Genomic DNA, 25142 nt, shown 5'->3' with positions numbered 1-25142 from the left:
GTCTGTCCTGCGTCTGAAATGGATGGCACAGTGTAGGACGCTCCTGCAGACATGTGCTTGCTTTCGGTGACAGGATTTGCCCTATGATTTGAAAGAATCTTGCTCAAAGAGGCTTATTTTGGAAACACTGGACAAATTTGACTGGGCGATATTGAATGAATTGCAAACCAATGGCCGCCTGACCAATGCGGAGTTGGCGCAGCGGGTGGGTTTGTCGGCCGCGCCGTGTTGGCGGCGGGTGCGGGCGCTCGAAGAGTCTGGCGTCATCAAAGGCTATCGCGCTGACATTGACCGCCAGAAGGTGGGCTTGGATGTGTTGGCCTTTGTGCGGCTGGACGCCGAGCGCAACCGGGGCGACATCACGCGCCAACTGGAGGAAGCCATCCTCAAAATCCCCGAGGTGGTGTCTTGCCATTACATCAGCGGCACCGGCACCTTTGAGCTGCAGGTGGTGAGCAAGGACCTCAATACCTTCAGCCAGTTCGCCCGTGATGTGTTGATCAACCTGCCCAATGTGAAAGACCTGCACACCAGCTTTTCATTGGGCGAGGTCAAGGCCGCCGGGGCCTTGCCTTTGAGGACCTGAGGCAGCGGGGTGCTCAGCACGGCCCGGGCGAGCCCGGGTCTGTGATCAGTCGCCGCTTGTCAGGGGTACAAACCCCGCAGCTCACGCGCTTGCAAGATGCGCGTGCACGCCACAATGAACGTGGCGGTGCGCAGACTCACCCGGTGTTCGTCGGCCACTTGCCAGATGGCGGCGAAGGCCTCGCGCATGATGCGCACCAGGCGGGCGTTGATTTCGTCTTCGCTCCAGAAAAAGCTGGAGAAATCCTGCACCCATTCAAAGTAACTGACCGTGACGCCCCCGGCGTTGGCGATCACGTCGGGCACGACCAGGATGCCGCGTTCGTGCAGGATGTCGTCGGCTTCGGGGGTGGTGGGGCCGTTGGCGCCTTCGATCACCATGCGGGCCTGGATCAGGTGGGCATTGGCGGCGGTGATTTGCTGCTCCAGTGCGGCTGGAATCAGGATGTCGCAATCGACCCCCCAGAACGCTTCTTCGGGCAGGATCTCGGCATTCTCAAAACCTTGGACGCTGCCATGCGCGCTGACGTGGCGCAGCAGGGCAGGCACGTCCAGACCTGCAGCCTTGTAGACGGTGCCGCCGTGGTCCTGCACTGCGACCACCGTGGCCCCGGCCTGGGCAAACAGCTTGGCCGCGATGCCGCCCACATTGCCAAAGCCTTGCACGCCGATCCGGGCGTGGCCGATGTCCAGCCCGATGTGTTGCGCGGCCTCTTGGCCCACGGTGTACACGCCGCGCCCGGTGGCTTCGCGGCGGCCCAAAGAACCGCCCAAGGCAATGGGTTTGCCGGTTACCACGCCCGATGCGGTGGCGCCTTCGTTCATGGAATAGGTGTCCATCATCCAGGCCATGATCTGCTCATTGGTGTTCACATCAGGCGCGGGGATGTCTTTGGTGGGGCCGATGATGATGCCGATCTCGCTGGTGTAGCGGCGGGTCAGACGCTCCAGCTCGCCGCGTGACAGGGTTTTGGGGTCGACCCGGATGCCACCCTTGGCCCCGCCAAAAGGCAGGTTGACGGCGGCGTTTTTGACCGACATCCAGGCTGACAAGGCCATGACCTCGGACAGCGTCACGTCCTGGTGAAAGCGCACACCGCCTTTGCCCGGGCCTCGGCTGGTGTTGTGTTGCACACGGTAGCCCTCAAAGTGGGCCATGGTGCCGTTGTCCAACTCGATGGGCACGTCCACGATCAGGGCGCGTTTGGGGCGCTTGAGGGTTTCGACCCAGCGCGACAAGCCGCCCAGGTAGGGCGTGACGCGGTCAACTTGCTGCAGGTAAATGCCCCAAGGGCCGGGATGATCAGGGTTGAGATAAGAGGGCAAAGCATGCGGGCTTGTGGCCTTGGCGCTTGCGGCAGAGATGGACATGTGTTGTCGCCTTTCTTGAAACTGACGGCTTGTCAGTGCGGCGAATCTTAGGTTCTGGCCGTGTTGCCGTCCAAGGCTGCTTTGCTGTCACTTCATGCGCGCAATGCATAAAGTGCCCCGCTGGGTGGCCCGTGTTTTCCGGGCGTCTGGCCTGGTCGCCACGCCAAATGGCCTGCCTGTAAAATGAGCAGCTTCAGCCGACCCCGTGGCAGGGCGGCCCACGGCGCAGGCGGCGCCCATTTTTGGCCTTCATTCAAGGCGGACTTCTCATGCTTTACCCTCAAGAATTCGATGTGATCGTGGTCGGCGGCGGCCATGCCGGAACCGAAGCCGCGCTCGCGGCTGCCCGCATGGGCAGCAAAACACTCTTGCTCAGCCACAACATCGAGACGCTGGGGCAGATGAGCTGCAACCCGTCCATTGGTGGCATTGGCAAGGGCCACCTCGTCAAAGAGGTGGACGTTTTGGGCGGTGCCATGGCGCTGGCCACCGACGAGGGCGGTATCCAGTTCCGCATCCTGAACAGCTCCAAAGGCCCGGCCGTGCGCGCCACCCGCGCCCAGGCCGACCGCATTTTGTACAAAGCCGCCATTCGCCGCATGCTGGAGAACCAGCCCAATTTGTGGCTCTTTCAGCAAGCGGTGGATGACCTGATGGTCGAAGGTGACCGGGTGGTGGGCGCCGTGACGCAAGTGGGCATCCGTTTCCGTTCGCGCACCGTGGTGCTGACGGCGGGCACGTTCCTCGACGGCAAGATCCATGTGGGTTTGCAGAACTATGCAGCGGGCAGGGCAGGTGATCCACCCGCCGTGAGCCTGTCGGCGCGGCTCAAGGAACTGAAGCTGCCGCAAGGCCGCTTGAAGACCGGCACACCGCCGCGTCTGGATGGCCGCACCATCGACTTCAGCCAATGCACCGAGCAACCCGGCGACGGCGTGCCCGGCGGCATGAACCCCGAAGCTGGCGTGCCGGTGTTCAGCTTCATGGGCAAGGCCGAAATGCACCCGCAACAAGTGCCGTGCTGGATCACCCACACCAACGAGCGCACCCACGACATCATCCGCTCCGGCTTTGACCGCAGCCCCATGTTCACCGGCAAGATCGAGGGCGTGGGCCCGCGTTATTGCCCGAGTGTGGAAGACAAGATCAACCGCTTTGCCGACAAGGACAGCCACCAGATTTTTCTGGAGCCCGAGGGCCTGACGACGAACGAGTACTACCCCAACGGCATCTCGACCAGCTTGCCGTTTGACATCCAGTACGACCTGGTGCGCTCCATGAAGGGCCTGGAAAACTGCCACATCCTGCGCCCCGGCTACGCCATCGAATACGACTACTTTGACCCCCGCGCCCTGAAGAACAGCTTCGAGACGCGCCAGATCAATGGCCTGTTCTTTGCGGGGCAGATCAACGGCACGACCGGTTACGAAGAAGCTGCAGCCCAGGGTTTGTTTGCGGGCATCAATGCCGCGCTGCAATGCCGGGGCGAAGCCGCCTGGACCCCCGCACGCGACCAAGCTTATTTGGGTGTGCTGGTGGACGACCTGGTGACCCAGGGCGTGACCGAGCCTTACCGCATGTTCACCAGCCGGGCGGAGTTCCGCTTGCAGCTGCGCGAAGACAATGCCGATGCGCGCCTGACCGAAGTGGGGCGGCAAATGGGCTTGGTGGATGACGCCCGCTGGGATGCCTTCAGTCGCAAACGCGATGCTGTTTCACGTGAAACAGAGCGCCTGAAATCCACCTGGGTGAATCCGCGCAACCTGCCAGCGGCCGAGTCTGAGCGGGTGCTGGGCAAGGCCATTGAGCACGAGCACAACCTGTTTGATTTGTTGCGAAGACCGAATGTGAGCTACCCCGCGCTGATGACGCTGGACGGTGGGCGCATGGCCAGTGCCGATGTTTCACGTGAAACGCTGGGCGACTTGAGCCCGTCGGTGATCGAGCAGGTGGAGATTGCCGCCAAGTATTCCGGCTACATCGACCGCCAAAAAGGGGAGGTGGAGCGGGCTGCGTTTTACGAACATCTGCGCCTGCCCGAGACACTGGACTACATGCAGGTGTCGGCACTGTCCATTGAGGCGCGTCAAAAACTGGCCAAACACCGCCCCGAAACACTGGGCCAGGCGTCGCGCATTTCGGGCATCACACCTGCCAGCGTGTCCTTGCTTTTGATTCACCTGAAGAAGGGTGGGTTCAAAGGCTTCATGCAAACCGCAGAAGATCGTGTTGAGATGGGCGTGCAGGCATGAGCGTGAATCTGGAAGCGGGCCTGCGCTCGGGTGCGCAAGCTTTGGGTTTGGCTTTGTCGGATGCGCAAATTCAGCATTTGCTGGACTACGCGGCCCTGATCCAGAAATGGAACAAGGTCTACAACTTGACCGCGCTGCGTGACCCGGCGGACATGCTCACGCACCATTTGCTGGACAGCTTGACGGCCATTGCCCCTTTGCGCCGGCACACCCAAGGCCAGCCCATCAAGGTGCTGGATGTGGGTTCGGGCGGCGGTTTGCCGGGGGTGGTCTTGGCCATTTGCATGCCCGAGTTGAACGTGAGCTGCGTGGACACCGTGGCCAAAAAAGCCGCCTTTGTGCAGCAAGTGGCGGTGAGCCTGAAGCTGTCCAACTTGCGCGGCCTGCATGCGCGGGTCGAATCCCTGACCGATCCGTACCAGGTGATTTGCTCCCGGGCCTTTGCTTCTTTGCCCGACTTTGTGACCTGGTCCCGTTCGGCCCTGGCTGAAGGCGGGGTGTGGATGGCCATGAAGGGCAAACACCCACAGGGCGAAATCGACGCTTTACCTGCCGATGTGCGGGTGTTTCACGTGGAACCATTGACGGTGCCCGGCCTGGATGTCGAGCGCTGCATGGTGTGGATGAAGCCCGAAACCGTTTGAATCGGGGGTGTTTCACGTGAAACACCAAGGGGCCGCCGATCCAGTGTGCATCACTTACACTTGGATATTCCCCTGAAAGCGCGCACATGTTTGGTATCTCGGATTACGGTGCTTTTGCTGCGGCCTTTGTGCTGCTCTTGTTCTTGCCCGGCCCGGGCAATTTGGCCTTGATCAGTTCGGCCAGCAAAGGCGGCTTGGCCGGTGGTTTGGCATCGGTGCTGGGGCTGTTGTTGGGCGACCAGATTTTGCTGTGGCTCACGGTGGCGGGTGTGGCGGCCTTGCTCAAAACCTATCCACCCTTGTTCATGGCTTTGCAGTGGGCGGGTGCGGCGTACTTGGTTTGGTTGGGTGGCAAGATGCTCTTGGCCAAACCGGGTGAGGGGCCTGGTTTGCAAATCACGCCAGGCCATTATTTTCGGGAAACACTGTTGATCACCTTGCTCAACCCCAAAGCGATCATGTTTTACCTGGCGTTTTTTCCGCAGTTCATCGATCCGGTCCATCACCAAGGTTGGGTGACTTTTGCGGTGATGGCCGTGACGATTGCGCTATTGGGTTTTGTGTATTGTTGGGGCGTGGTGTGGGTCACGCACAGCATGGCCGAACGCATCCGCGCGCATCCCAAGTGGACATCGTGGCTGCAAAAGTTGGCTGGTGTGTGCCTGATTGGTTTTGGGCTCAGGATGGTGGTGGCCAAATAAGGCCCCCCTGAACCGTCTCGGTTATTCGGAAAGATACCCTTCACATGTTCTTTGGCATTTCTGATTACGGTGCATTTGTGGTCGCCATTGTGGTGTTCCTGGCCATTCCCGGCCCTGGCAACCTGGCCCTCATCACGTCCACCAGCAAGGGCGGGGTGGCGGGCGGACTCATGGCCACCTTGGGTGTGATCGCAGGCGATCAGGTCCTGATGTGGATGGCGGTGGCCGGTGTGGCCGCGGTGTTGACCACATACCCGGCGGCATTTGTGGCCATCCAATGGCTGGGGGCTGTGTACTTGGCCTGGCTGGGCTGGAAGATGTTGATCGCCAAACCTGGTGATGCGCCCGTGTTGAACATTCGGCCCCGGCAGTATTTTCAGCAAGCCTTGGCCATCACTTTGCTGAACCCCAAGGCCATCGTTTTTTACATGGCGTTTTTCCCGCTGTTTGTGGACCCTCAAACCCATCTGGGCTTGATCAGCTTTGGCATCATGGCCGCCACCATCGCGGCCTTGACCTTTTTGTATGGGCTGGGCATGACCTTGTTGACACACCACCTGGCCGAGCGCATGCGGGCCAACCCCAAGGTGGGGCAAGTGCTGGAAAAAGTGGCCGGCATTTTTCTTGTGGGCTTTGGCATCAAGCTGGCCATATCCAAATAAATCCGGGAGCACGACATGGCCAAAATTTTCTGCATCGCCAACCAAAAGGGCGGGGTGGGCAAAACCACCACCACGGTGAACCTGGCTGCAGGTTTGGCCAAGCTGGGCCAACGTGTGCTCTTGGTCGATCTGGACCCGCAGGGCAATGCCACCATGGGCTCGGGCATTGACAAGCGGCAGGTCGAATTGAGTGTGTACGACGTCTTGCTGGAGTCGGCAACGGTTGCCGAGGCGGCGGTGCTGGCGGACAAATGTGGCTATCAGGTGCTGAGCGCCAACCGTGAGCTGGCCGGAGCCGAGGTGGAGCTGGTGCAGCTGGAGCACCGCGACCAGCGCCTCAAAAATGCCCTGGCATCCGTGGATGCCGATTACGATTTTGTGCTGATCGATTGCCCGCCGTCCTTGTCCATGCTGACTTTGAACGGCCTGTGCTCGGCCCACGGCGTGATCGTGCCCATGCAGTGCGAGTACTTTGCGCTGGAGGGCCTGACCGACCTGGTCAACACCATCAAACAGGTGCACGCCAACCTGAACAAGGACCTGAAAATCATTGGCCTGCTGCGTGTCATGTTTGACCCGCGCATCACGCTGCAGATGCAGGTCAGCGACCAGCTCAAGGCCCATTTTGGCGACAAGGTGTTCGACACCGTGATCCCGCGCAATGTGCGCCTGGCCGAAGCGCCCAGCTATGGTTTGCCCGGTGTGGTGTTTGACCCCCACGCCAAGGGCAGCCAGGCCTATGTGGACTTCGCAGCCGAAATGATCAAACGGGCCCCGACGCTTTGAACCCCAACAACACGGCCATGACCGAATCCTTTGGCGCAGTCCAGGCTGAAGGGCCCGGCGCGGCCTTCGGCCAAGACCTGACGGTCTTGCTGTTGCCCGGTTGGCAAGGCAGCGGCCCAGACCACTGGCAAATGCGATGGGCAAAGGTGCACGGTTACAGCGTGGTCGAGCAAAACGACTGGATGCGGCCACGGCGGGGTGACTGGCTGGCGCGTCTGGACGAGGTGGTGATCGACGCGCCGGGGCCGGTGGTGCTGGTGGCGCACAGCCTGGGCTGCATTTTGGTGTCTGCTTGGGCGGTCTTTTCGCGACACACCGCCAAGGTGCGGGGCGCCCTGCTGGTCGCGCCGGGCGATGTGGCGTTGCCCGCCATGCAAGAAGCCCTGCCGGGCTGGTTGCCCATCGAAAGGCGGCCGCTGCCTTTTCGCAGCATCTTGGTGGGCAGTGACAACGACCCGTATTGCAGCGCCGAGCGTGCGCAGCAACTGGCCCGCGACTGGTCTGCCCGTTGGGTGGGCTTGGGCGCTGCCGGGCACATCAACGCCGATTCATCGCTGGGCGATTGGCCAGGCGGCCACGCACTGCTGCAAACATTACTCAAGGATTGAACATGGTTACCAAAAAACCCAAAGGTCTCGGCCGCGGACTGGAGGCCTTGTTGGGCCCCAAAGTGGAAGATGCGCCGGACACGGCTTCTTATGCCGAAAGCGGCTTGCCCAGCCAGCTCAAGCTCGACCAAATGGTCGCAGGCATGTACCAGCCTCGCACCCGCATGGACGAGGGCGCTTTGTACGAATTGGCCGAGTCCATCAAGGCGCAGGGCATCATGCAGCCGATTTTGGTGCGCCAGTTGCACGACGGCCCCAACGCGGGCAAATACGAAATCATCGCGGGCGAGCGGCGCTTCCGTGCTTCGCGCTTGGCGGGCTTGGATGCCGTGCCTGTTTTGGTGCGTGATGTGCCCAATGAGGCGGCTGCGGCCATGGCGCTCATCGAGAACATCCAGCGCGAAGACCTCAACCCGCTGGAAGAAGCCCAAGGCCTGCAACGCTTGATCAAAGAGTTTGGGCTCACTCACGAAACAGCGGCGCAGGCGGTTGGCCGCTCCCGCAGCGCAGCCAGCAACCTGCTGCGTTTGTTGAATCTGGCCGACCCGGTGCAAAGCATGCTCATGGCCGGTGACCTGGACATGGGCCACGCCCGTGCCCTGTTGTCGCTCGATAAAGCCGCCCAGATCACGGCGGCCAACCAAATTGCGGCCAAAAAGCTGTCGGTGCGCGAGGCCGAAAGCCTGGCCAAAAAGCTGGGGGCCGAGTTCAACCTGGTCACGCAAAAGCCCAAAAAAGAAAAGTCCCGCGACATCCGCCGGGTGGAAGAAGAGCTGTCGGACCTGCTCATGGCCGAGGTCGAGGTGCGCGTCAAAAAACGCGTCAAGCGCCTGGGAAAGATGGAAGAGATGGGCGAGCTGAGCATCCAGTTTGGTTCGCTCGATGAGCTCAATGGCCTGATTGACAAGTTGCGAGGCTGAGCGCTTGTTGGCACTGGCTCAAAAATGGTCCCGAACCGTTTGGCGAAGCCTGTTTCGCCCGGACGGTTTTTTGCGTCAGGAAATGCTCACCATCTATTTGATGCTGGTGAGCGTGACGACCTTTTTTGGCTATGTGTTCACGCCGCTTGAGCCGGTGGCGCAGGCCAATCTGGTGGTGTCGGTGTTGGCGCTGTGCTTGCTTGCCGTGGTCCGCATTCGGGTTATTTTTGAGCACCTTGTGCACGCCGTGACGGCGCTCACGGTGCTGCTGACGGTTTACACGGCCATGCACACGGGCGGCATCAACTCCACCGCCGTGGTGTGGCTCAACGTGTTGTCGGTGCCGGTTTTGTTGATGCTGGGGCGTGCGGCCACCCTGGTCTGGATTGGCATCATGCTGATGGCGATTCTGGGTTTGACCTTGATGACTTGGTGGGGTGTTGTGGACAGCCACGTCCGTGTGTCCTCGTCGGTCGTGACCTGGGCTTATTTGAACCATGTGTTGGCGCTTTTGAACCTGATGATGGGGGTGCGCATTTATGAGCATCTGCATAAGGTGCAGCTGCGCAAACTCAACCAGCGCAACGATGAACTCAAGGCCACGCACGAGGCCCTGATCCGGGCGCAGGCGCACAAGGATGAGTTTGTGGCCGCCGTTGGGCACGAGCTGCGCACGCCGATGAATGGGATTTTGGGCTTCAACGGCGTGCTGCGCCGGGAGTTGGCCGACGAGCCCGAACCCTTGGCGGTGGTCGGCCACATTCGCCGCTCGACCGAGCATTTGCTCCAGGTGGTCAACGACATCCTGGATTTTTCTCAGCTGCAGGCCGGCAAACTGCGCCTGAACCGGGTGGACTTTTCGCTGCAGACCCTGCAGGACAGGTTGCAGGAACGCCATGAAGAAAAATCACAACACAAAGGCTTGGCCTTGCATTTTGAGCGGGACGCCGACTTGCCTGCGCGGGTGCACGGAGACGAGAACCGGTTGCTGCAAATCCTGAACAACCTGGTCGACAACGCCGTTAAATTCACCCAACAGGGTTCGGTGACGGTGCGCATGATGGGCCGAGCAGGGACGATCCGTTTTGAGGTGCAGGACTCCGGACGCGGCATTCCCCGTGAACGGCAGGTTCATATTTTCCGGCGCTTCGAACACGCCGACGTGCAAACCAACCGAGCGTATGGCGGAACAGGCTTGGGTTTGACCTTGTGCGAAAAATTGGTGACGCTGCATGGCGGCCAGATCGGGGTGGACAGCCAGGAAGGGCGGGGCGCTTGTTTCTGGTTGGAGATCCCCTTGCAGGCCGCGCACAGCGCTGACCCACTTGCGGCTTTGACCGATGACAACTTGAGCGACGAAGCCCTGAGCATCCTGGTGGTGGACGACAACAAGGTCAACCTGATGGTGGCGCAGTTGCAATTGCAAAAATGCTGGCCGAAGGCGCAGATCACCACAGTGGACAGCGGTGCCCAAGCGCTGAGCCTGATCGACCAGCAATTGTTCGATGTGGCCCTGATTGACATGGTCATGCCGGACATGGACGGCATGCAGGTCACACGGCAAGTTCGCCAACAGTTTCCAGCCATCGCGGCCCGTATGCCCATCTTGGCGCTCACGGCCAACACCAACCCCGTGGACCGCGAGCGCTGCCTGGCCGCTGGCATGAACGAGGTGTTGCACAAGCCCATGGACACAGCGATGCTGGTACGCACGGTGGGTCAATACATTCGTTTGGCGCGGGAGGGCAAGCTGTGAAGAGCATGGCCTGGATTCGTGCTGCAATGCCGCGCATGGCCGCGCGTTTGCCCGAGCGCTTTCAGCAGGGCAAGATGCCCTATGTGTTCTTTTTTGTGGCGGTGGTGATCGCTGTGCTGTTGACCTACGCCGTGGTCAGCCCCTATCCGTACGCCAACGTGATGTTCAGCAGTTTTGCGTTTTGTCTGTTGGTGCTGCTGGTCTTGATCAACCAGGGTTTTTCCCTGAACTGGGCGACGCATTTGGGCACGGGCTTTGGGGCCTTGATTTTGTTCTACGCAGCCTGGGCCACCGGGGGCGTCCATTCACCACGGCTGGCCTGGATGCTGATTTTGCCCCTGACCCCTTTTTATGTGATTGGCCGCCGAGCCGGCATTTTCTGGCTCCTGGCCGTGATGCTGTTGCAACTCATCATGGTCGTGTCCAACCAGCTGGGCTGGATTCAATCCTTCGAGACGGGCATGGCGCATGTGCCCTCGTCTTTCTTGACCTACACCCTGGTGACGTGCGTGCTGATTGTGGTGCCCTTGATGTACGACCACATGTACCGCCAGGCCCTGGAAGAAAGCCGCAAGCACCAGCGCGAACTGGAGGCCCGGCGCGAGGAACTTGAACACACCTCGGCCATGCGCGAGCACTTCATCGCCACCGTGAGCCATGAGCTGCGCACGCCCATGAACGCCATTTTGGGCTTCAACGCCTTGTTGCTGGCCCAGGTGCAAGGCAAGCCCGAAGCGCTCAAGGTGCTCAACCACACCCGCCAGTCGGCCGACCACCTGATGACGGTGATCAACGACATCCTGGACTACTCGCAACTGCAGTCGGGTCAATTGGTCATCCAGCCCGAAACCTTCGAGCTGCGCCACACCGCCGAACATGCGTTTGAATTGTTCAAGCCCCGCGTGGAAAGCATGGCCCTGGATTACCGCCTGGTGCTGGATCCGGCCTTGCCCGTCTGGGTGCACACCGACCGCCATCGCCTGATGCAGGTGCTGGTCAATTTGCTCGGCAACGCGCTCAAGTTCACGCACCAGGGCTCGGTGGTCTTGCAAGTGCGCTGGACCGATCCTGGGGTGGAGTTTTCGGTGCAGGACACGGGCATCGGCATTGCCAAAGAGCGGCAAGACCAGATCTTCAAACGCTTCACCCAGGCCGAAAACGACACACAAACCTTGTACGGCGGCAATGGCCTGGGTTTGGCCATTTCACAGAAACTGGCCCAATTGCTCGGGGGTCAAATCGGTTTTGAAAGCGAGCCCGGTCAAGGATCGCGCTTTTGGTTGCACCTGCCTTTGGCCGCTGCGGCTGCGCCAGCCAAGTCGTCCGAGCAGCACCAGCACCAGCTGCAAAGCGCCAGCCGGGCCTGGACATTCCTGGTGGCCGACGACCACCCGGTCAACCGCTTGCTGCTCAAACAGGTGTTGCAAAACGCCTGGCCTCACAGCCAAGTGCTGGAGGCGGTGGACGGACAAAAGACCTTGGACGTTTTGCGCGAGCACGCGGTGGACCTGGTGTTCATGGACATGGTCATGCCGGTCATGGACGGCATCGACGCCACGCGGCTCATCCGACAGGACAGCACGGACCGTATCCGGCAGGTGCCCGTGCTGGGCCTGACCGCCAACGTCAACCCCTTGGACCTGGAGCGCTTCAAATCGGCGGGGCTGAGCGGCGTGATGCTCAAGCCGTTTGAATCTGCGCCATTGTGCGAGCGCATCGAGCAGTTGTTGGTGCGTTGAATCGGCAGATGTGAACCAGGGTCCTTGATTTCAAGGATGGGATAAACCCGCTTGGGATATGGCCCGGATCCCTTTCTAATCCACCCTCAAACCCACAAGTTCCCAAGGAGCAAGCATGTATCTCAGTGGAAAGCAAACGGTTTTGCTGGGCCAGATCATGCAGACACTGGCCGAGCCACATGAGGAAGCGGAGATACGTGAAATCATGGGCCACCTGGTCATTCAACTGCTCAATGCCCAGTTCTATGCGAGTTATGTCTGGCAAGAGGACAAGCAGAGTTTTGCGCGGCCAACACAAATCCATATGGATCCTGTGAACCTGCGCGCCTATGAAAGTTATTACCAGTTTCGCGACCCCATCACGCCCCACATGCAGCGCTACCAAGTTGCCGTGCGCGCAACGGACATATTGCCCCATGAAACCTTGAAAAAGACGGAATTCTTCAATGACTTTTTGAACAAGGACGGGCTGTATTGGGGGGTGAACCTTTACGCCTGGCACCAGGGGCAAAATCTTGGCGACATGCGCATCTGGCGCGACAAGCGGCATGAAAACTTTTCGCTGGATGAGTTGCGTTTGCTGGACATGCTCCAGCCCGCCTTCATCACGGCATTGGCCAGAGCCCAAAAAACCAACCATTCAGAGGGTCTTCACATGAACACCCTTTCGCAGCGCTTGACGGCCCGCGAGCAGGACACGGCACGCCTGGTGATGCTGGGTATGCCCGACAAGGAAATCGCGCGGGAGTTGCAGATTTCAACCACCACGGTGCGCACACATTTGGAAAACGCCTTCCGCAAAGTCGGCGTCAACAACCGCGCAGCACTGGTGCACAAATTGCGGGCTTGATCCTCCTGATTCTTGAGGATGGTGGCCTGCTGCGGGTCTTCCTAGCATGTCTAGAACGCCGATTCGGGCGTTGAAACATCCAAGGAGACCCTCATGACAACCCCTACATCACGTCGACAATTTTTCAAGAACACAGGTGCTGTTTCAGCTGCCGCCATGATGGGCGGCACGGGCTTGAGCGCCTGTGGCGGCAGCGGTGGCGTCGCGGCGTTGACCGCAGACGAGCAATTGGCGCTGACTGCGACACAGGCGCTGGCCGCTTACAAAGCGGGCAGCCTGACGGCCACGGCGTATGTCACCAATTTGATCAACCGGGCCAAATCCTTGTCGGACCTCAACGGCATGATCAGCATCGACGAAGCCGGTGCCCTGGCTGCGGCCAAACAGGTCGATGCCGACCGCGCTGCAGGCAAATCATTGGGCGTGTTGGCGGGTTTGCCGATTGTGGTCAAGGACAACATCAACACCAAAGGCATGAAAACCACGGGCGGCACCTCGTCGCTGCGCAACTTCCAGCCCAAAACCAACGCCCCTTCTGTTCAAAAACTGATTGACGCTGGCGCTATCGTCTTGGGCAAGTCCAACCTGCATGAGTGGGCCTTTGGCATCACCACCACGAACTTCACACTGGGCATTGACCCGATCACCAAAGAAGCCACCCGCCCGGGCAAAAATCCGTACGACACCAGCCGCATTCCCGGCGGTTCATCGGGTGGCACAGCCATTGCGGTTGCCGCACGCTTTGCGCCAGCAGGTTTGGGCACTGACACGGGGGGCTCGACACGCGTTCCGGCATCCTTTTGCGGCATTGCGGGTTTTCGCCCTTCGGTGGGCGATGGCGCTGGCCAAGGTCGCCGCTACCTGGACACTGCGACAGACGCCTTGCCGATCAGCACCACGCGAGACACCGTGGGCCCCATGGGCCGCACCGTTGCAGACATTGCCTTGCTCGATGCGGTCATTACGGGCAGCGCCGTCCCCACGGCCAAAGCACTGAAGGGTTTGAAAATGGGCATTCCCGCCGCCTTTTGGGCGGATCTGGAAGACAGCGTGAAGACGGTGGCTGAGGCCGCCAAGAAAAAGCTGGCAGATGCGGGCGTGGTGTTTGTCGAGGCCGACTTGACCGGCATCATGGCACTCAACGACACGGTCTCTTTCCCGATTGCATTGCACGAACCCGTTGCTGCGATTCCTGCCTATTTGAGCGCCAACAGTGCGCCCGTGACCACCGTTGCTCAAGTGCAGGCCGGTTTGGCCAGCCCTGACGTGCAAGGCGCTTTTGGCGCGATTGCGGGAGATGTGTTTGCCGCCGCTTATGACGCGGCCATGGTCCCCACGACAGGGGGCCGCGCGCAACTGCAAAAACTCTACAAAGACTACTTTGCTGCGGCTGGCGTGGAGTGTGTTTTGTTCCCAACGACCCTTTTGGCGGCGCCCAAGATCGATGCAGCCAAAGGTTCCAGCGAAGTCAGGTACACCGTCGGTGGCGTTGCGAAAACGGGCGACACCTTTGGCACTTGCATCCGCAACACCGACCCTTGCACCAACGCCGGCATTCCCAGCCTGTCGATCCCTGCGGGTCTGACGGCGGGCGGCTTGCCTGTGGGCATGGAGATCGATGGCCCCCTGGGCTCGGACAGCAATCTGCTGGCCATTGGCATGGGCATCGAGGCGGTTTGGGGCTCGATCAAGGCACCAGCGATCTGACCTCACGGGCAGGGGTTTGCCAGGCACGGGCCTCTTGGCGCAGCATTTGAAGCAGCTTTCGCGCTCGCCTTCAAACGTTGCGCCGCGCAGTGCCATACTCCACCGAAGCCCGCCTTGCCGCAGAACCCTGCGCCTGGCGGGCAGGCGCGCGAGGACAAAAAATCTTCGCGCCTGGAACAAGGCTCTCGGTGAGAAACCCCATGTTGAATAAATGGCTGCGCGATGTCTCGCTGTCCACGGTCGTTGCCGGCTTTGTGGCTGTGTTGGTGGGGTTCACCAGCTCGGCGGCCATTGTTTTTTCGGCCGCACAGGCCCTGGGTGCCAACGAAGCGCAAACGGCTTCCTGGATGTGGGCGCTGGGTTTGGGCATGGGCGGCACCAGCTTGGTGCTGAGTCTTTGGTACCGGCAACCGGTGTTGACGGCCTGGTCAACACCCGGTGCGGCGGTGTTGGCCGTGACGCAGGGTGTGACCCTGCCCGAGGCGACGGGGGCCTTCATCGTGAGTGCTTTGCTCATCATGGGGGTGGGTTACAGCGGTTTGTTTGAGCGGTGGATGGCACGCATTCCCCTGGCTTTGGCCAGTGCCTTGCTGGCGGGGGTTTTGGCCCGCTTTGCTTTGGATGCGGTGGGCGCTGTCGGGCAAGCGCCGTTTTTGGTGCTCAGCATGGCGGTCTCGTATCTGTTGGGTCGTCGCTTCTTTCCCCGTTGGGCCGTGCCTTGTGTGCTGGCAGTCGGCATGGCGGTGGCGGCCTTGCAGGGGCAATTGAATGCGGCCCAGATTGCCTGGGCTTGGGCCACGCCGGTGTGGGTGTCACCCGAGTGGCGTTGGGGCGCCATGGTCAGTGTGGCCTTGCCGCTGTTCATCGTGACCATGGCATCGCAAAACTTGCCCGGCGTGGCAGCGCAGCGCAGTGCGGGTTACAACACGCCCATCTCGCCCGTGATCGGGGCCACCGGATGCGTGACCTTGCTGTTGGCCCCTTTTGGCGGGTATGCGCTCAATTTGGCCGCCATCACGGCGGCCATTTGCATGGGCCGTGAAGCCCATGCCGATCCCGCACGCCGGTACACGGCCTCTGCGGCGGCCGGCATTTTTTACATTCTTTTGGGCTTGGCCGGCGCTTCCATTGTCAGTTTGCTGGCCGCCTTCCCCAAGGCACTGGTGTTGGCCGTTGCCGGATTGGCCTTGGTCAGTACCATCGCGTCGAGCCTGTCAACCGCCATGAAAGACGAGGGCCACCGCGATGCGGCTTTGCTGACTTTTCTGGTGACCCTTTCGGGCCTGAGCATTGCGGGGGTGGGGGCTGCTTTTTGGGGCCTGCTGGTGGGGATCGTGGCGCTGTGGGCCTTGTCTGCGCGCAAGGCCTGAAGCGGCTTTGCTGCGCGAAAAGTTCCGTGAAAGGCCCTTGGGCCTCACATCGAGAAAATCTTCCCTGGGTTCATGATGTTGTGCGGGTCCAGCGCTCGCTTGATGGTGCGCATCATGTCGACTGCGCCTTCGCCGGTTTCGGTGCGCAAGAAGTCCATCTTGTGCAGGCCGATGCCGTGCTCGCCGGTGCAGGTGCCGCCCAGGCGCAGGGCGCGGCTGACCAATTGCTGATTTAAAGCTTCAGCTGTTTCGCATTCCTGTGGGTTGTTCGGGTCGATCAGATAGCCGAAGTGGAAGTTGCCGTCGCCCACATGGCCGACCAAAAAGTAGGGGATGCCGCTGGCATCGGTTTCGGTGATGGAGTCGAGCAGGCAGTCGGCCAAGCGGCTGATGGGCACGCAGGTGTCGGTGCTGATGGCGCGGCAGCCGGGCTTGCTTTGGATGGCGGCAAAGTAGGCGTTGTGCCGTGCGGTCCACAGGCGGGTGCGCTCTTCGGGCGTGGTGGCCCATTCAAACGAATTGCCACCAAATTCGCTGGCGATCTCTTGCACCGTCTCGGCTTGCTCTTTCACGCCTGCGGGTGAGCCGTGGAACTCCATCAGCAGCATGGGCTCTTCGCGCAGGCCCAGTTTGGCGTAGGCGTTGACCATGCGAATGCTGTTGTGGTCCAGCAATTCCACCCGCGCGATCGGCACGCCCAGCTGGATGGTCTGGATGACGGTGCGCACCGCCGCCTCGATGCTGGGGAATGAGCAAATGGCGGCCGAGATGGCTTCGGGCAAGGGGTACAGGCGCACGGTGACTTCGGTGATCACGCCCAGCGTGCCTTCGCTGCCCACCATCAGGCGCGTCAGGTCGTAACCCGCGCTCGACTTTTTGGCGCGGGTGCCGGTGCGGATCACTTCACCATGGGCGGTCACAACTTCCATGGCCAGCACGTTCTCGCGCATGGTGCCATAGCGCACCGCGTTGGTGCCGCTGGCACGTGTGGCGCTCATGCCGCCAATGGTCGCGTCCGCGCCCGGGTCGATGGGGAAGAACAAGCCGGTCGACTTGATCTCTTCGTTGAGCTGCTTGCGTGTCACGCCCGGCTGCACCGTCACTGTCAGGTCCTCGGCGTTGATGGCCAGCACCTTGTTCATGCGCATCAGGTCAATGCTGATGCCGCCTTGCACCGCCAACAAATGGCCTTCGAGCGAAGAGCCCACACCAAACGGAATCACGGGCACCTTGTGCTCGGCGCACAGCTTGACCGCATCGGCCACATCCTGGGTGTTTTCGGCAAATACCACCGCAGCCGGTGGCGGCACATGGGTGAAGGCCGACTCGTCGCGGCCGTGCTGCTCGCGCACCACGAGGGCAGTAGAGCAGTTGCCGCCAAAGCGGGCTTTCAGGGCCGCCAAAAACGCTTCGGGCACCGCGCGTTGCGCAATTTCGGGGGCCAGGTGGGCGGCGGCAATAGGGGCGTTCATGGGTGTCTCCAGTGGCGGCGGGCCGGGCCCGCCAGACGTGCGAATTCGCAGTTTACGCCGCAAACAATGGCCTTGCTGTCCTTTGTCAGACAAGGGGCAGCCAGTTGGCCGACAATCATCCATCTTTGCAGGAACCCACCTTGGTGGGCGATTTCTTCAGACCCTGCACCTTAGAGTGAACAAAAAAGAGAGCAACACCATGGGCAACCGACTCACACAAATCGCCACCCGCACCGGGGACAACGGCACCACGGGCCTGGGCAACAACCAGCGCGTGTCCAAAAACAGCCTGCGCGTACACGCCATGGGTGAGGTGGACGAACTCAATTCCAACATCGGCGTCTTGTTGTGCGAAGACATGGCCGCTGACGTGCGCGAGGTGCTGGTGGAAGTACAGCACCAGCTGTTCAATCTGGGCGGGGAGCTGTCAATCCCCGGCTTTGAGCTGCTCAAAGAAGAGGCCGTGGCGGCTTTGGACGTGGCCCTTGAAAAGTACAACGCCCAGTTGCCCAAGCTCGAAGAATTCATCTTGCCCGCAGGCACCCGTGGCGCGGCGCAAGCCCATGTGTGCCGCACGGTGGCCAGGCGCGCCGAGCGCGCCTGCGTGGCCTTGGGCAACGAAGAGGCCATCAACGAAACCCCGCGCCAATACCTGAACCGCCTGTCCGACCTGATGTTTGTGCTGGCCCGCGTGCTCAACCGCATGAACGGCGGCGACGATGTGTACTGGAAAAGCCAGCGCATGAACAAAGACACGGCGGCCTGACACCATGCGCAAGTTTGTGGGTGCTGTGGCTTGGGCGGCCTTGTGCCTGGCCGCGCTGGGCCCCGCCGTGGCGGCACCTTCGTCGGTGGTGCTCAGTTGCGCCGTGGCCTACCTGCCGCAGCGCAGCACTTGGGTGCGCGAGGTGCGCATCGATTGGGACAAAAAAGCCATCCGCAGTTTGCGCATCGATGGCTTGGAGCCCCATGGTTTTTCACTCATTCCCCAAGGCGTGATGACGGCGCTCGACAACGAGCGCATTCAGATTGACCTGGTCGCGCGTCAATGGCAAAGCGATTTTCGGGGCCATGCCACCGGCCAGGGCCGCTGCGAAACGGTGCCCGGCTGAGCGCAGCCCGTCCTGTCACCTAGGTGCATGTTTCAGGGTTCTTGCGCGTGACAGCGCAGCGCAGGCGCTGCTACGCTGCAAACCATGAACAACGTGACCCGCTCCGCCATGCCCGCACCCCATCTGCCCCAAATTCGGCTCTACCAAAACTGGCTGCGCGACGAACGCGGCCTGAGTTTTGCCACCTACAACGACCTCTGGCGTTGGTCGGTGACCGAACTGGACGCCTTTTGGCAAAGCATTTGGGATTACTTCGACTTCCAGTCGCCTACGCCACACACCGCTGTGTTGGCGAACAACGTGATGCCCGGGGCCAAGTGGTTCCCCGGTGCCCAGACCAATTACGCGCACCAGGTGCTGCGCCATGTGCAGCCCGCGCACGAGGCGGGGTTCTTGGCGGTCGTCAGCTACAACGAAAAAGGCCTGCGCCGCGAGATGAGTTGGCCCGAGCTGCGCCGCCAGGTCGCCGCGATGGCGCTGCACTTGCAGGCCCAAGGTGTGCAGCCGGGGGATCGGGTGGCGGCCTACTTGCCCAATATTCCCGAATCCATGGTGGCGTTTTTGGCCACCGCCAGCGTGGGTGGTGTGTGGAGCATTTGTGCCCCCGACATGGGCACCAACGCCGTGCTCGACCGCTTCAAACAGATCGAGCCCAAGGTGCTGATCGCGGTGGACGGCGTGAGTTACGGCGGGCGCGACTTTGACCGCATGGGTGTGGTGCAGGAGCTGCGCGACGCGCTGCCCAGCGTGCAACACGTCATCGTGCACGACAACCTGGGCACACTCGATCTGGCCCATTGCGCCGTGGGTGCCAGCGTGCAGATGTCCAGCATCACCGCGCGCGACGACGCCCAGGTGCAAGCCTTCGAGCCGATGTGGCTGCCGTTCGACCACCCGCTGTGGATCGTTTATTCCAGCGGCACCACTGGCCTGCCCAAGCCCATCGTGCATGGCCACGGCGGCACGGTGATCGTGGCTTTGGCCAACAAGATTTTGCACAACGACATTGGCTGCAGCTACCAGCCCAACAGCTGGGGCGAGCGCTTTCACTGGTACAGCTCCACCGGCTGGGTGATGTGGAATGCGCAGGTTGCGGGCCTGCTCAATGGCGTGACCTGCGTGATCTACGACGGCAACCCCGGCGGCAGCAAAGACAACCCCGACTGGGGCATTTTGTGGCGCATGGCGGCGCAAGAGCGCGTCACGTTTTTTGGAGCGGGCGCGGCCTACTTTGCCAACTGCCACAAAGCCGGTTTGGACATTTCGCGTTGTGGCGATTTGTCGCGGGTGCGGGCCTTGGGCACCACCGGTTCGCCCTTGTCGGCCGACACACAAACCTGGGGTGTGGACCAGTTCAAGGCCATAGGCACCGACATCTGGTGGTGCAACATTTCGGGCGGCACCGACTTTGCGGGCGCCTTTGTGGGCGGCCACCGCGAGCTGCCGCAAGAGGCGGGTGTGATGCAGTGCCGCGAACTCGGCTGCGCGGTCGAGGCCTGGAACGAAGCGGGCGAGCCCGTGCTGGGCGAAGTGGGCGAGCTGGTTTGCACCCAGCCCATCCCGTCCATGCCGCTGTACTTTTGGGGTGACCAGAACAATGCCCGGTACCTGGCCAGCTATTTCGAGATGTACCCCGCAGGCCACGGCCGCCAACCCGGCGGTGGCGACGGCCCGGCCAGCATGGGCGGCGTCTGGCGGCATGGCGACTGGCTGCGCATCGGCAACGCGCAAGGCGAGGGCGAAGGCTGCGTGATCTTTGGCCGCAGCGACGCGACCATCAACCGTTATGGCTTGCGCATGGGCACGAGCGAGCTGTACAGCGCCGTCGAAGCCTTGCCCGAAGTCATGGACTCGATGGTGGTGGATCTGGAATATCTGGGCAAGGAAAGCTACATGCCGCTCTTTGTGGTGCTGCGCCCCGGCACCACGCTCGACGACGCGCTCAAGGCCAAGCTCAACAACGCCATCAAGGTGGCTCTCAGCCCGCGCTTCATCCCGAATGAAATTTTCCAGGTCGCCGAGATCCCGCGCACCCTGTCGGGCAAAAAGCAGGAATTGCCGATCAAGAAACTCATGCTGGGTCAGCCGCTGGAAAAGGTGGTCAACAAAGACGCCATGGCCAATCCGGGGTGCCTGGACTGGTACGTGGATCTGGCCAAGCGGCATTTGGCCAAAATCTGAGTTGGCGCGCGATTGAGCGCGCAGCGCCAAGTCCTCATTGGGGTGCACCACAGGCGTTTTATGCGACTTTTATTCAGTTAAATGAATAAAAGTCGCGACTTTTTTACAAAGTACCTTTAAAAAGTCGCAAAATCGTGGGTATGAAACGCTATCTTGATGACCGTGTGCAGGCCGATTTGGCCCAAAAAATGGTGTTCCTCACCGGGCCACGGCAGGTCGGTAAAACCACGCTCAGCCGCCAGTTGATCGCTCAGCAAGGTGGCCAATATCTGAACTACGACGTCCCGGCAGACCGAGCGATGATCATTCACCAACGCTGGAGCCCCCAAGCACCGCTGTTGGTGCTGGATGAAATCCACAAAATGCCAGACTGGAAAGCTTGGCTCAAAGGCGTGGTCGATGGCAAACCTGTTTCGCAGCAACTGCTGGTCACGGGCAGCGCCCGCATGGATACCTTCAGGCAAAGTGGCGAGTCCTTGGCGGGTCGCTTTTTTGGTTTGCGCTTGCACCCACTCTCCGTGCGCGAATGGTGTGAACAAACCGGGGCCACACCCGATGCCGCGCTGACCCATTTGCTGGAGCGCGGCGGCTTTCCCGAGCCCTGCCTCGCACCTGACAACGAACAGGCTGAGCGCTGGCGAAGACAATATTTTGATGGCTTGGTGCGCAACGACGTGCTCGAGTTCTCGCGCATCCAGGAGGTCAATGCGATCCGATTGTTTGCACAGTTGTTGCGCTCACGCGTTGGCTCACCCCTGTCCCTGGCCAGCATTGCGCGGGACTTGGGTGTGTCTCCTGTGACCCTTAAAAAATACCTCGACATTTTGGAGGCGCTTTACATCGTCTTTGTGGTCCGTCCGTTCCATGACAACATTGCCCGCGCGACACAGCAAAGCCCCAAGGTCTACTTTTACGACACGGGCCTGGTCGAAGGCGACGAAGGCCTGCGCTTCGAAAACCTGGTGGCCACCGCCCTGCTCAAGCATGTGCAATGGCAGCACGACGTGCAGGGCAAAGAGACCGGGTTGCATTACATCCGCACCAAAGACGGGGCCGATGTGGACTTTGCTTTGAGCGAAAAGAACCAGCTCACGCAGCTGGTCGAATGCAAGTTATCTGATGAAAAACCGCACCGAGCCTTGCAACGCTTTGCGTTGGAAAAAGCACCTGTACAGGCTGTGCAGCTGGTTCGCAATGCGCGGCACAGCTACACCTTGGGGGAAATTCAGATTGCAGTGGCGGCCGAGTACCTGTTTGGACTTGCCGCTTGAGTGAAAACAGCGTGCTGATTTAGCATGCACGCCGTTTTCTCTTGAATGGAACCCAAATCAGTTCTTGTGCAACTCAGCGTTCAACTCGCCCCAGCTCTTGTTGCGAGGAATCGCGTGCAGCGCGCCCGACTGTGAATCGCGGCGGAACAGGATGCCGTTTTTGCTGGACAGCTCTTTGGCCTTCATGACCGAGCCGTCGGGCATTTGCACGCGGCTGCCGCCGGTGATGTAGCAACCGGCTTCGACGATGCAGTCGTCGCCCAGCGAGATGCCGATGCCGGCGTTGGCACCCAGCAGGCAGCGTTTGCCCACTTTGATGACTTCTTTGCCGCCACCCGACAGCGTGCCCATGATGGACGCGCCGCCGCCGATGTCGCTGGCGTCATCGACCACCACGCCCGCGCTGATGCGGCCTTCGACCATGCTGGCACCCAGCGTACCCGCGTTGAAGTTGCAAAAGCCTTCGTGCATGACGGTGGTGCCGCTGGCCAGGTGTGCACCCAGGCGCACGCGGTCGGCGTTGGCAATGCGCACGCCCGACGGGATCACGTAGTCGGTCATTTGCGGGAACTTGTCCAGGCCCTTGATCTCGAGCACGCGGCCGGTGCCACGGGCCTTCAAGCGGGCGGCGGGCACATCGGCCAGCGCGCAGGGGCCAAAGTTGGTCCAAGCCACGTTGGGCAGCAGGCCAAAGATGCCGGTCACGTTCGCGCCGTGTGGCAACACCAGGCGGTGGCTCAGCAGGTGCAGACGCAGGTAAGCGTCGTGGGTGTCGGCGGGCGCATCGGCCAGGCTTTTGATTTCGGTGCGCACGGCCACCACGGTGGCGTTGCGCACGCTGCAGGCCACCAGGGCCTGGGCCACGTCAGCGCCCAAAGCGGCGACGGCCTCGGCTTCGGTCAGGCGGGTGCTGCCGCTGGCGGCGACATCGGCCGCCAGTTCGGGGGCGGGGAACCAGGTGTCCAGCACGGTGCCGTCAGCGGCAATGGTGGCCAGGCCCGTGGCGCGTGCGCCGGTGGTTATGTAGGTGGTCATGGGGTGTACTTTGCTGCAAGTGCTTGAAAACCGTTGATTATCGGGGAGGACATTTGTTCTGGCCAGTGGGGTGTTTTTCCGGGGGCTGTTGGCGAGGCACCAAACCTTGGTGACACTTGCGGCCACCACGTCCAGTGAGGGTGGCTTAGGATGACATCAGAGGAACCGATGGCAGAGCTCTATCGTTGGTCTTGGATTGTTCAGGTCCAGCGCAAGGTGCTTCGGAACCACGCGAGCTGGGCCCATCAACCCGGCGTCACCAGGCATTCATATCCAGAGGTGAACATGATCGACCGCCAATACATCGGCCACACCATGCCCGCGTTCGAGGTGCTGGTGGAAAAAGGCCGTCTGCGCTTTTTTGCCAAGGCCACAGGCCAGACCGACCCGGTTTATTCCGACGAGGCCGCCGCCCGCGCCGCCGGGCACCCGGCCTTGCCCGTGCCGCCCACGTTTTTGTTTTGCCTGGAGATGGAGTCGCCCGACCCGGCCGCGATCCGCAACCTGCTGGGCATGGACTACCGCAAGCTGCTGCACGGCGAGCAGGGTTTCACTTTTCACCGCATGGCCTATGCGGGCGATGTGCTGCGTTTTGAACAGCGCATCGAAGACATCTACGACAAAAAAGGCGGCGCGCTCGAATTCGTGGTGCGCCAGACCCGCGTGAGCAACCAGCGTGGCGAGCATGTGGCCGACCTGCGTGCGGTGACGGTTTTGCGCCACGGCGTCAGTGCTTAAGGACACCCCCATGACCCTCCCCTCTTTTGACGCCCTGCAAGTGGGCGACGCCATTCCTGCGCTGGAGCTGCCACCCGTTTCGCGCCTGACGTTGGCGCTGTACTGCGGCGCTTCGGGCGACCACAACCCGATTCACGTCGACACCGATTTTGCGCACAGCGCGGGCCTGCCCGACGTGATCGCGCACGGCATGTTGTCCATGGGCTGGCTGGCGCGCCTGCTCACCAACTGGGTGTCACAAACAGCGATTCGCGACTACAGCGTGCGCTTTGCCGCCATGACCCAGGTGCACGAAAAAATCACCTGCACGGGTCAGGTGACCGAGAAATTCGAAGTCAAAGGCGAGCGCCGCGTGCGCCTGTCGCTCACCACGGCCAATGCCGAAGGCCAGATCAAATTGTCCGGTGAAGCCGTGATTGCACTGACATGACCATGACCCACACATCCTTGCTCCAATTCGAGGTGAGCGAACAAGTCGCCACCCTGACTTTCAACAGCCCGAGCAAGCGCAACGCGCTGGAGCCGGCCATGCGCGACGAACTGGCGGTGGCCTTGCAGCAAATCCAGCAAGACCGCAGCATCCGCGCCGTGGTCCTGACGGGCGCGGGCGGGCATTTTTGTTCGGGCGGTGACCTGAAAAACATCGCGGCCGCCAACCTGGACAACGGCGGGTGGCTCCAGCGCATGCAGACCCTGCACGCGTGGTTGCAGGTCTTGCTCACGCTCGACCGCCCGGTGATCGCCGCCGTCGATGGCGCGGCCGCTGGTGCGGGCTTTAGCCTTGCCTTGGCCGCCGACTTTGTGCTGGCCACGCCGCGCGCCTGGTTCAACATGTCCTTCCTCAAAGTCGGCCTGGTGCCCGATGTGGGGGCGCTCTACACCCTGCCGCGTGTGGTGGGCGTGCAGCGCGCCAAAGAGATCATGCTGTCGGCCCGTGACCTCGACGCCCAAGAGGCCTTGCGTCTTGGCATCGTGATGGAGCTGCACGAGCCGGACCAGTTACTGCCCCGTGCGCAGGCCATGGCGCGCAGTTTTGTGGGTGCGTCGCCGGCGGCGGTGGCGCTCATCAAGCGCAGCCTGGGCAGCGCCCTGGGCGGCGGCCTGCAGGACATGTTGAGCGCCGAAGCGCAAGCCCAGGCCCTGGCCGCAGGCACCGCCGAGCACCGCGAAGCCGTGGGCCGATTTCTGAACAAGCAGCCGCCCTTGTTTGCCTGGCCAAGCCAAGACAAAAGGCCTTGAACCAAGGGGAATCCCGGGGTTAGGCAATTCAAAAGACCCGGTTCAGCAATCGCAGATTGTTGAGAATCCAGACACGACACAAGATACATCAACCCATGGTGTCGCAGGCGGTGCCCCGTCTCGCCACGAGACCATGACCCGAA

The 25142-nt window shown here is 61.3% G+C and carries 23 protein-coding genes; 20 read left to right on the top strand and 3 right to left on the bottom strand.

Annotation, left to right across the window (positions count from 1 at the left end; all coding sequences use genetic code 11):
• The first annotated feature begins 118 nt into the window (after positions 1-118).
• The gene (locus tag QZ190_RS14645; RefSeq protein WP_291917614.1) at positions 119-586 is read left to right on the top strand and encodes an Lrp/AsnC family transcriptional regulator; all 468 of its coding nucleotides are present in this window, start codon (positions 119-121) and stop codon (positions 584-586) included.
• A gap of 59 nt (positions 587-645) precedes the next feature.
• On the opposite strand, the gene QZ190_RS14640 is transcribed toward QZ190_RS14645, so the two are convergent.
• Complete coding sequence (locus tag QZ190_RS14640) at positions 646-1956, bottom strand: Glu/Leu/Phe/Val dehydrogenase (protein WP_291917610.1); 1311 nt, start codon at positions 1954-1956, stop codon at positions 646-648.
• A 269-nt stretch (positions 1957-2225) separates the two neighbouring features.
• Between QZ190_RS14640 and mnmG the strand changes: the two genes are divergently transcribed.
• The 12 genes from mnmG (at position 2226) to QZ190_RS14580 (ending at position 15951) form a co-directional block, all read left to right on the top strand.
• Entirely contained in the window at positions 2226-4208 is a 1983-nt protein-coding gene (gene mnmG, locus QZ190_RS14635; protein ID WP_291917608.1) for a tRNA uridine-5-carboxymethylaminomethyl(34) synthesis enzyme MnmG, read from the top strand.
• On the top strand, positions 4205-4852 hold the full coding sequence (gene rsmG, locus QZ190_RS14630) for a 16S rRNA (guanine(527)-N(7))-methyltransferase RsmG (RefSeq protein WP_291917606.1): 648 nt from the start codon (positions 4205-4207) through the stop codon (positions 4850-4852). Before mnmG ends, rsmG begins: the two co-directional genes overlap by 4 nt.
• Before the next feature lie 86 nt (positions 4853-4938).
• The gene (locus QZ190_RS14625; RefSeq protein WP_291917604.1) at positions 4939-5553 is read left to right on the top strand and encodes a LysE family transporter; all 615 of its coding nucleotides are present in this window, start codon (positions 4939-4941) and stop codon (positions 5551-5553) included.
• Positions 5554-5597: 44 nt separating this feature from the next.
• Positions 5598-6215, top strand: a complete 618-nt coding sequence (locus tag QZ190_RS14620) for a LysE family transporter (RefSeq protein WP_291917602.1) — start codon at positions 5598-5600, stop codon at positions 6213-6215.
• A gap of 15 nt (positions 6216-6230) precedes the next feature.
• Positions 6231-7001 carry an AAA family ATPase gene (locus tag QZ190_RS14615; protein WP_291917599.1) on the top strand — a complete coding sequence of 257 codons (771 nt, stop codon included), beginning with the start codon at positions 6231-6233 and terminating at the stop codon, positions 6999-7001.
• Between the two features lie 17 nt (positions 7002-7018).
• Complete coding sequence (locus tag QZ190_RS14610; RefSeq protein WP_291917598.1) at positions 7019-7609, top strand: alpha/beta hydrolase; 591 nt, start codon at positions 7019-7021, stop codon at positions 7607-7609.
• 2 nt (positions 7610-7611) lie between these two features.
• Entirely contained in the window at positions 7612-8529 is a 918-nt protein-coding gene (locus QZ190_RS14605; protein WP_291917596.1) for a ParB/RepB/Spo0J family partition protein, read from the top strand.
• A gap of 82 nt (positions 8530-8611) precedes the next feature.
• Positions 8612-10285, top strand: a complete 1674-nt coding sequence (locus QZ190_RS14600) for an ATP-binding protein (RefSeq protein WP_291917593.1) — start codon at positions 8612-8614, stop codon at positions 10283-10285.
• A gap of 5 nt (positions 10286-10290) precedes the next feature.
• Positions 10291-12024: an ATP-binding protein gene (locus tag QZ190_RS14595; RefSeq protein WP_291917590.1), complete on the top strand. Its 1734-nt coding sequence runs from the start codon at positions 10291-10293 to the stop codon at positions 12022-12024.
• A gap of 115 nt (positions 12025-12139) precedes the next feature.
• Positions 12140-12874: a LuxR C-terminal-related transcriptional regulator gene (locus tag QZ190_RS14590; RefSeq protein WP_291917587.1), complete on the top strand. Its 735-nt coding sequence runs from the start codon at positions 12140-12142 to the stop codon at positions 12872-12874.
• A 156-nt stretch (positions 12875-13030) separates the two neighbouring features.
• Positions 13031-14581, top strand: a complete 1551-nt coding sequence (gene iaaH, locus QZ190_RS14585) for an indoleacetamide hydrolase (protein WP_291917719.1) — start codon at positions 13031-13033, stop codon at positions 14579-14581.
• A gap of 200 nt (positions 14582-14781) precedes the next feature.
• The gene (locus tag QZ190_RS14580; RefSeq protein WP_291917584.1) at positions 14782-15951 is read left to right on the top strand and encodes a benzoate/H(+) symporter BenE family transporter; all 1170 of its coding nucleotides are present in this window, start codon (positions 14782-14784) and stop codon (positions 15949-15951) included.
• Between the two features lie 44 nt (positions 15952-15995).
• Here QZ190_RS14580 and QZ190_RS14575 read toward each other — a convergent pair whose 3' ends face one another.
• Entirely contained in the window at positions 15996-17423 is a 1428-nt protein-coding gene (locus tag QZ190_RS14575; RefSeq protein ID WP_291917581.1) for an FAD-linked oxidase C-terminal domain-containing protein, read from the bottom strand.
• Between the two features lie 199 nt (positions 17424-17622).
• Here QZ190_RS14575 and QZ190_RS14570 point away from each other — a divergent pair, with 199 nt between their 5' ends.
• The 4 genes from QZ190_RS14570 to QZ190_RS14555 all read left to right on the top strand — a co-directional run bounded on the left by QZ190_RS14570 (position 17623) and on the right by QZ190_RS14555 (position 21987).
• Positions 17623-18189, top strand: coding sequence for a cob(I)yrinic acid a,c-diamide adenosyltransferase (locus QZ190_RS14570; protein ID WP_291917578.1), 567 nt, complete (start codon positions 17623-17625; stop codon positions 18187-18189).
• A gap of 4 nt (positions 18190-18193) precedes the next feature.
• Positions 18194-18535, top strand: a complete 342-nt coding sequence (locus QZ190_RS14565) for a hypothetical protein (RefSeq protein ID WP_291917576.1) — start codon at positions 18194-18196, stop codon at positions 18533-18535.
• Between the two features lie 84 nt (positions 18536-18619).
• Positions 18620-20716, top strand: a complete 2097-nt coding sequence (locus QZ190_RS14560; RefSeq protein ID WP_291917574.1) for an acetoacetate--CoA ligase — start codon at positions 18620-18622, stop codon at positions 20714-20716.
• Positions 20717-20856: 140 nt separating this feature from the next.
• Positions 20857-21987 carry an ATP-binding protein gene (locus QZ190_RS14555; protein ID WP_291917570.1) on the top strand — a complete coding sequence of 377 codons (1131 nt, stop codon included), beginning with the start codon at positions 20857-20859 and terminating at the stop codon, positions 21985-21987.
• 57 nt (positions 21988-22044) lie between these two features.
• On the opposite strand, the gene dapD is transcribed toward QZ190_RS14555, so the two are convergent.
• The gene (gene dapD, locus QZ190_RS14550) at positions 22045-23022 is read right to left on the bottom strand and encodes a 2,3,4,5-tetrahydropyridine-2,6-dicarboxylate N-succinyltransferase (protein WP_291917565.1); all 978 of its coding nucleotides are present in this window, start codon (positions 23020-23022) and stop codon (positions 22045-22047) included.
• Between the two features lie 285 nt (positions 23023-23307).
• Between dapD and QZ190_RS14545 the strand changes: the two genes are divergently transcribed.
• From QZ190_RS14545 to QZ190_RS14535, 3 genes are read left to right on the top strand one after another with little or no spacing between them, the layout of a single operon-like run.
• Complete coding sequence (locus QZ190_RS14545) at positions 23308-23760, top strand: MaoC family dehydratase N-terminal domain-containing protein (RefSeq protein WP_291917561.1); 453 nt, start codon at positions 23308-23310, stop codon at positions 23758-23760.
• A 10-nt stretch (positions 23761-23770) separates the two neighbouring features.
• Complete coding sequence (locus QZ190_RS14540) at positions 23771-24190, top strand: MaoC family dehydratase (RefSeq protein ID WP_291917559.1); 420 nt, start codon at positions 23771-23773, stop codon at positions 24188-24190.
• Positions 24187-24999 (top strand): enoyl-CoA hydratase/isomerase family protein, encoded by an 813-nt coding sequence (locus tag QZ190_RS14535; protein ID WP_291917556.1) that lies wholly within the window; start codon positions 24187-24189, stop codon positions 24997-24999. The genes QZ190_RS14540 and QZ190_RS14535 overlap by 4 nt, the downstream gene beginning before the upstream one ends.
• Positions 25000-25142 lie beyond the last annotated feature (143 nt).

It is taken from the genome of Limnohabitans sp. (genome assembly GCF_017848645.1).
GTDB lineage: Bacteria > Pseudomonadota > Gammaproteobacteria > Burkholderiales > Burkholderiaceae_C > Limnohabitans_A.
Note: the sequence above shows the minus strand (reverse complement) of the source record. Positions and strands in the feature narration are given on the sequence as shown.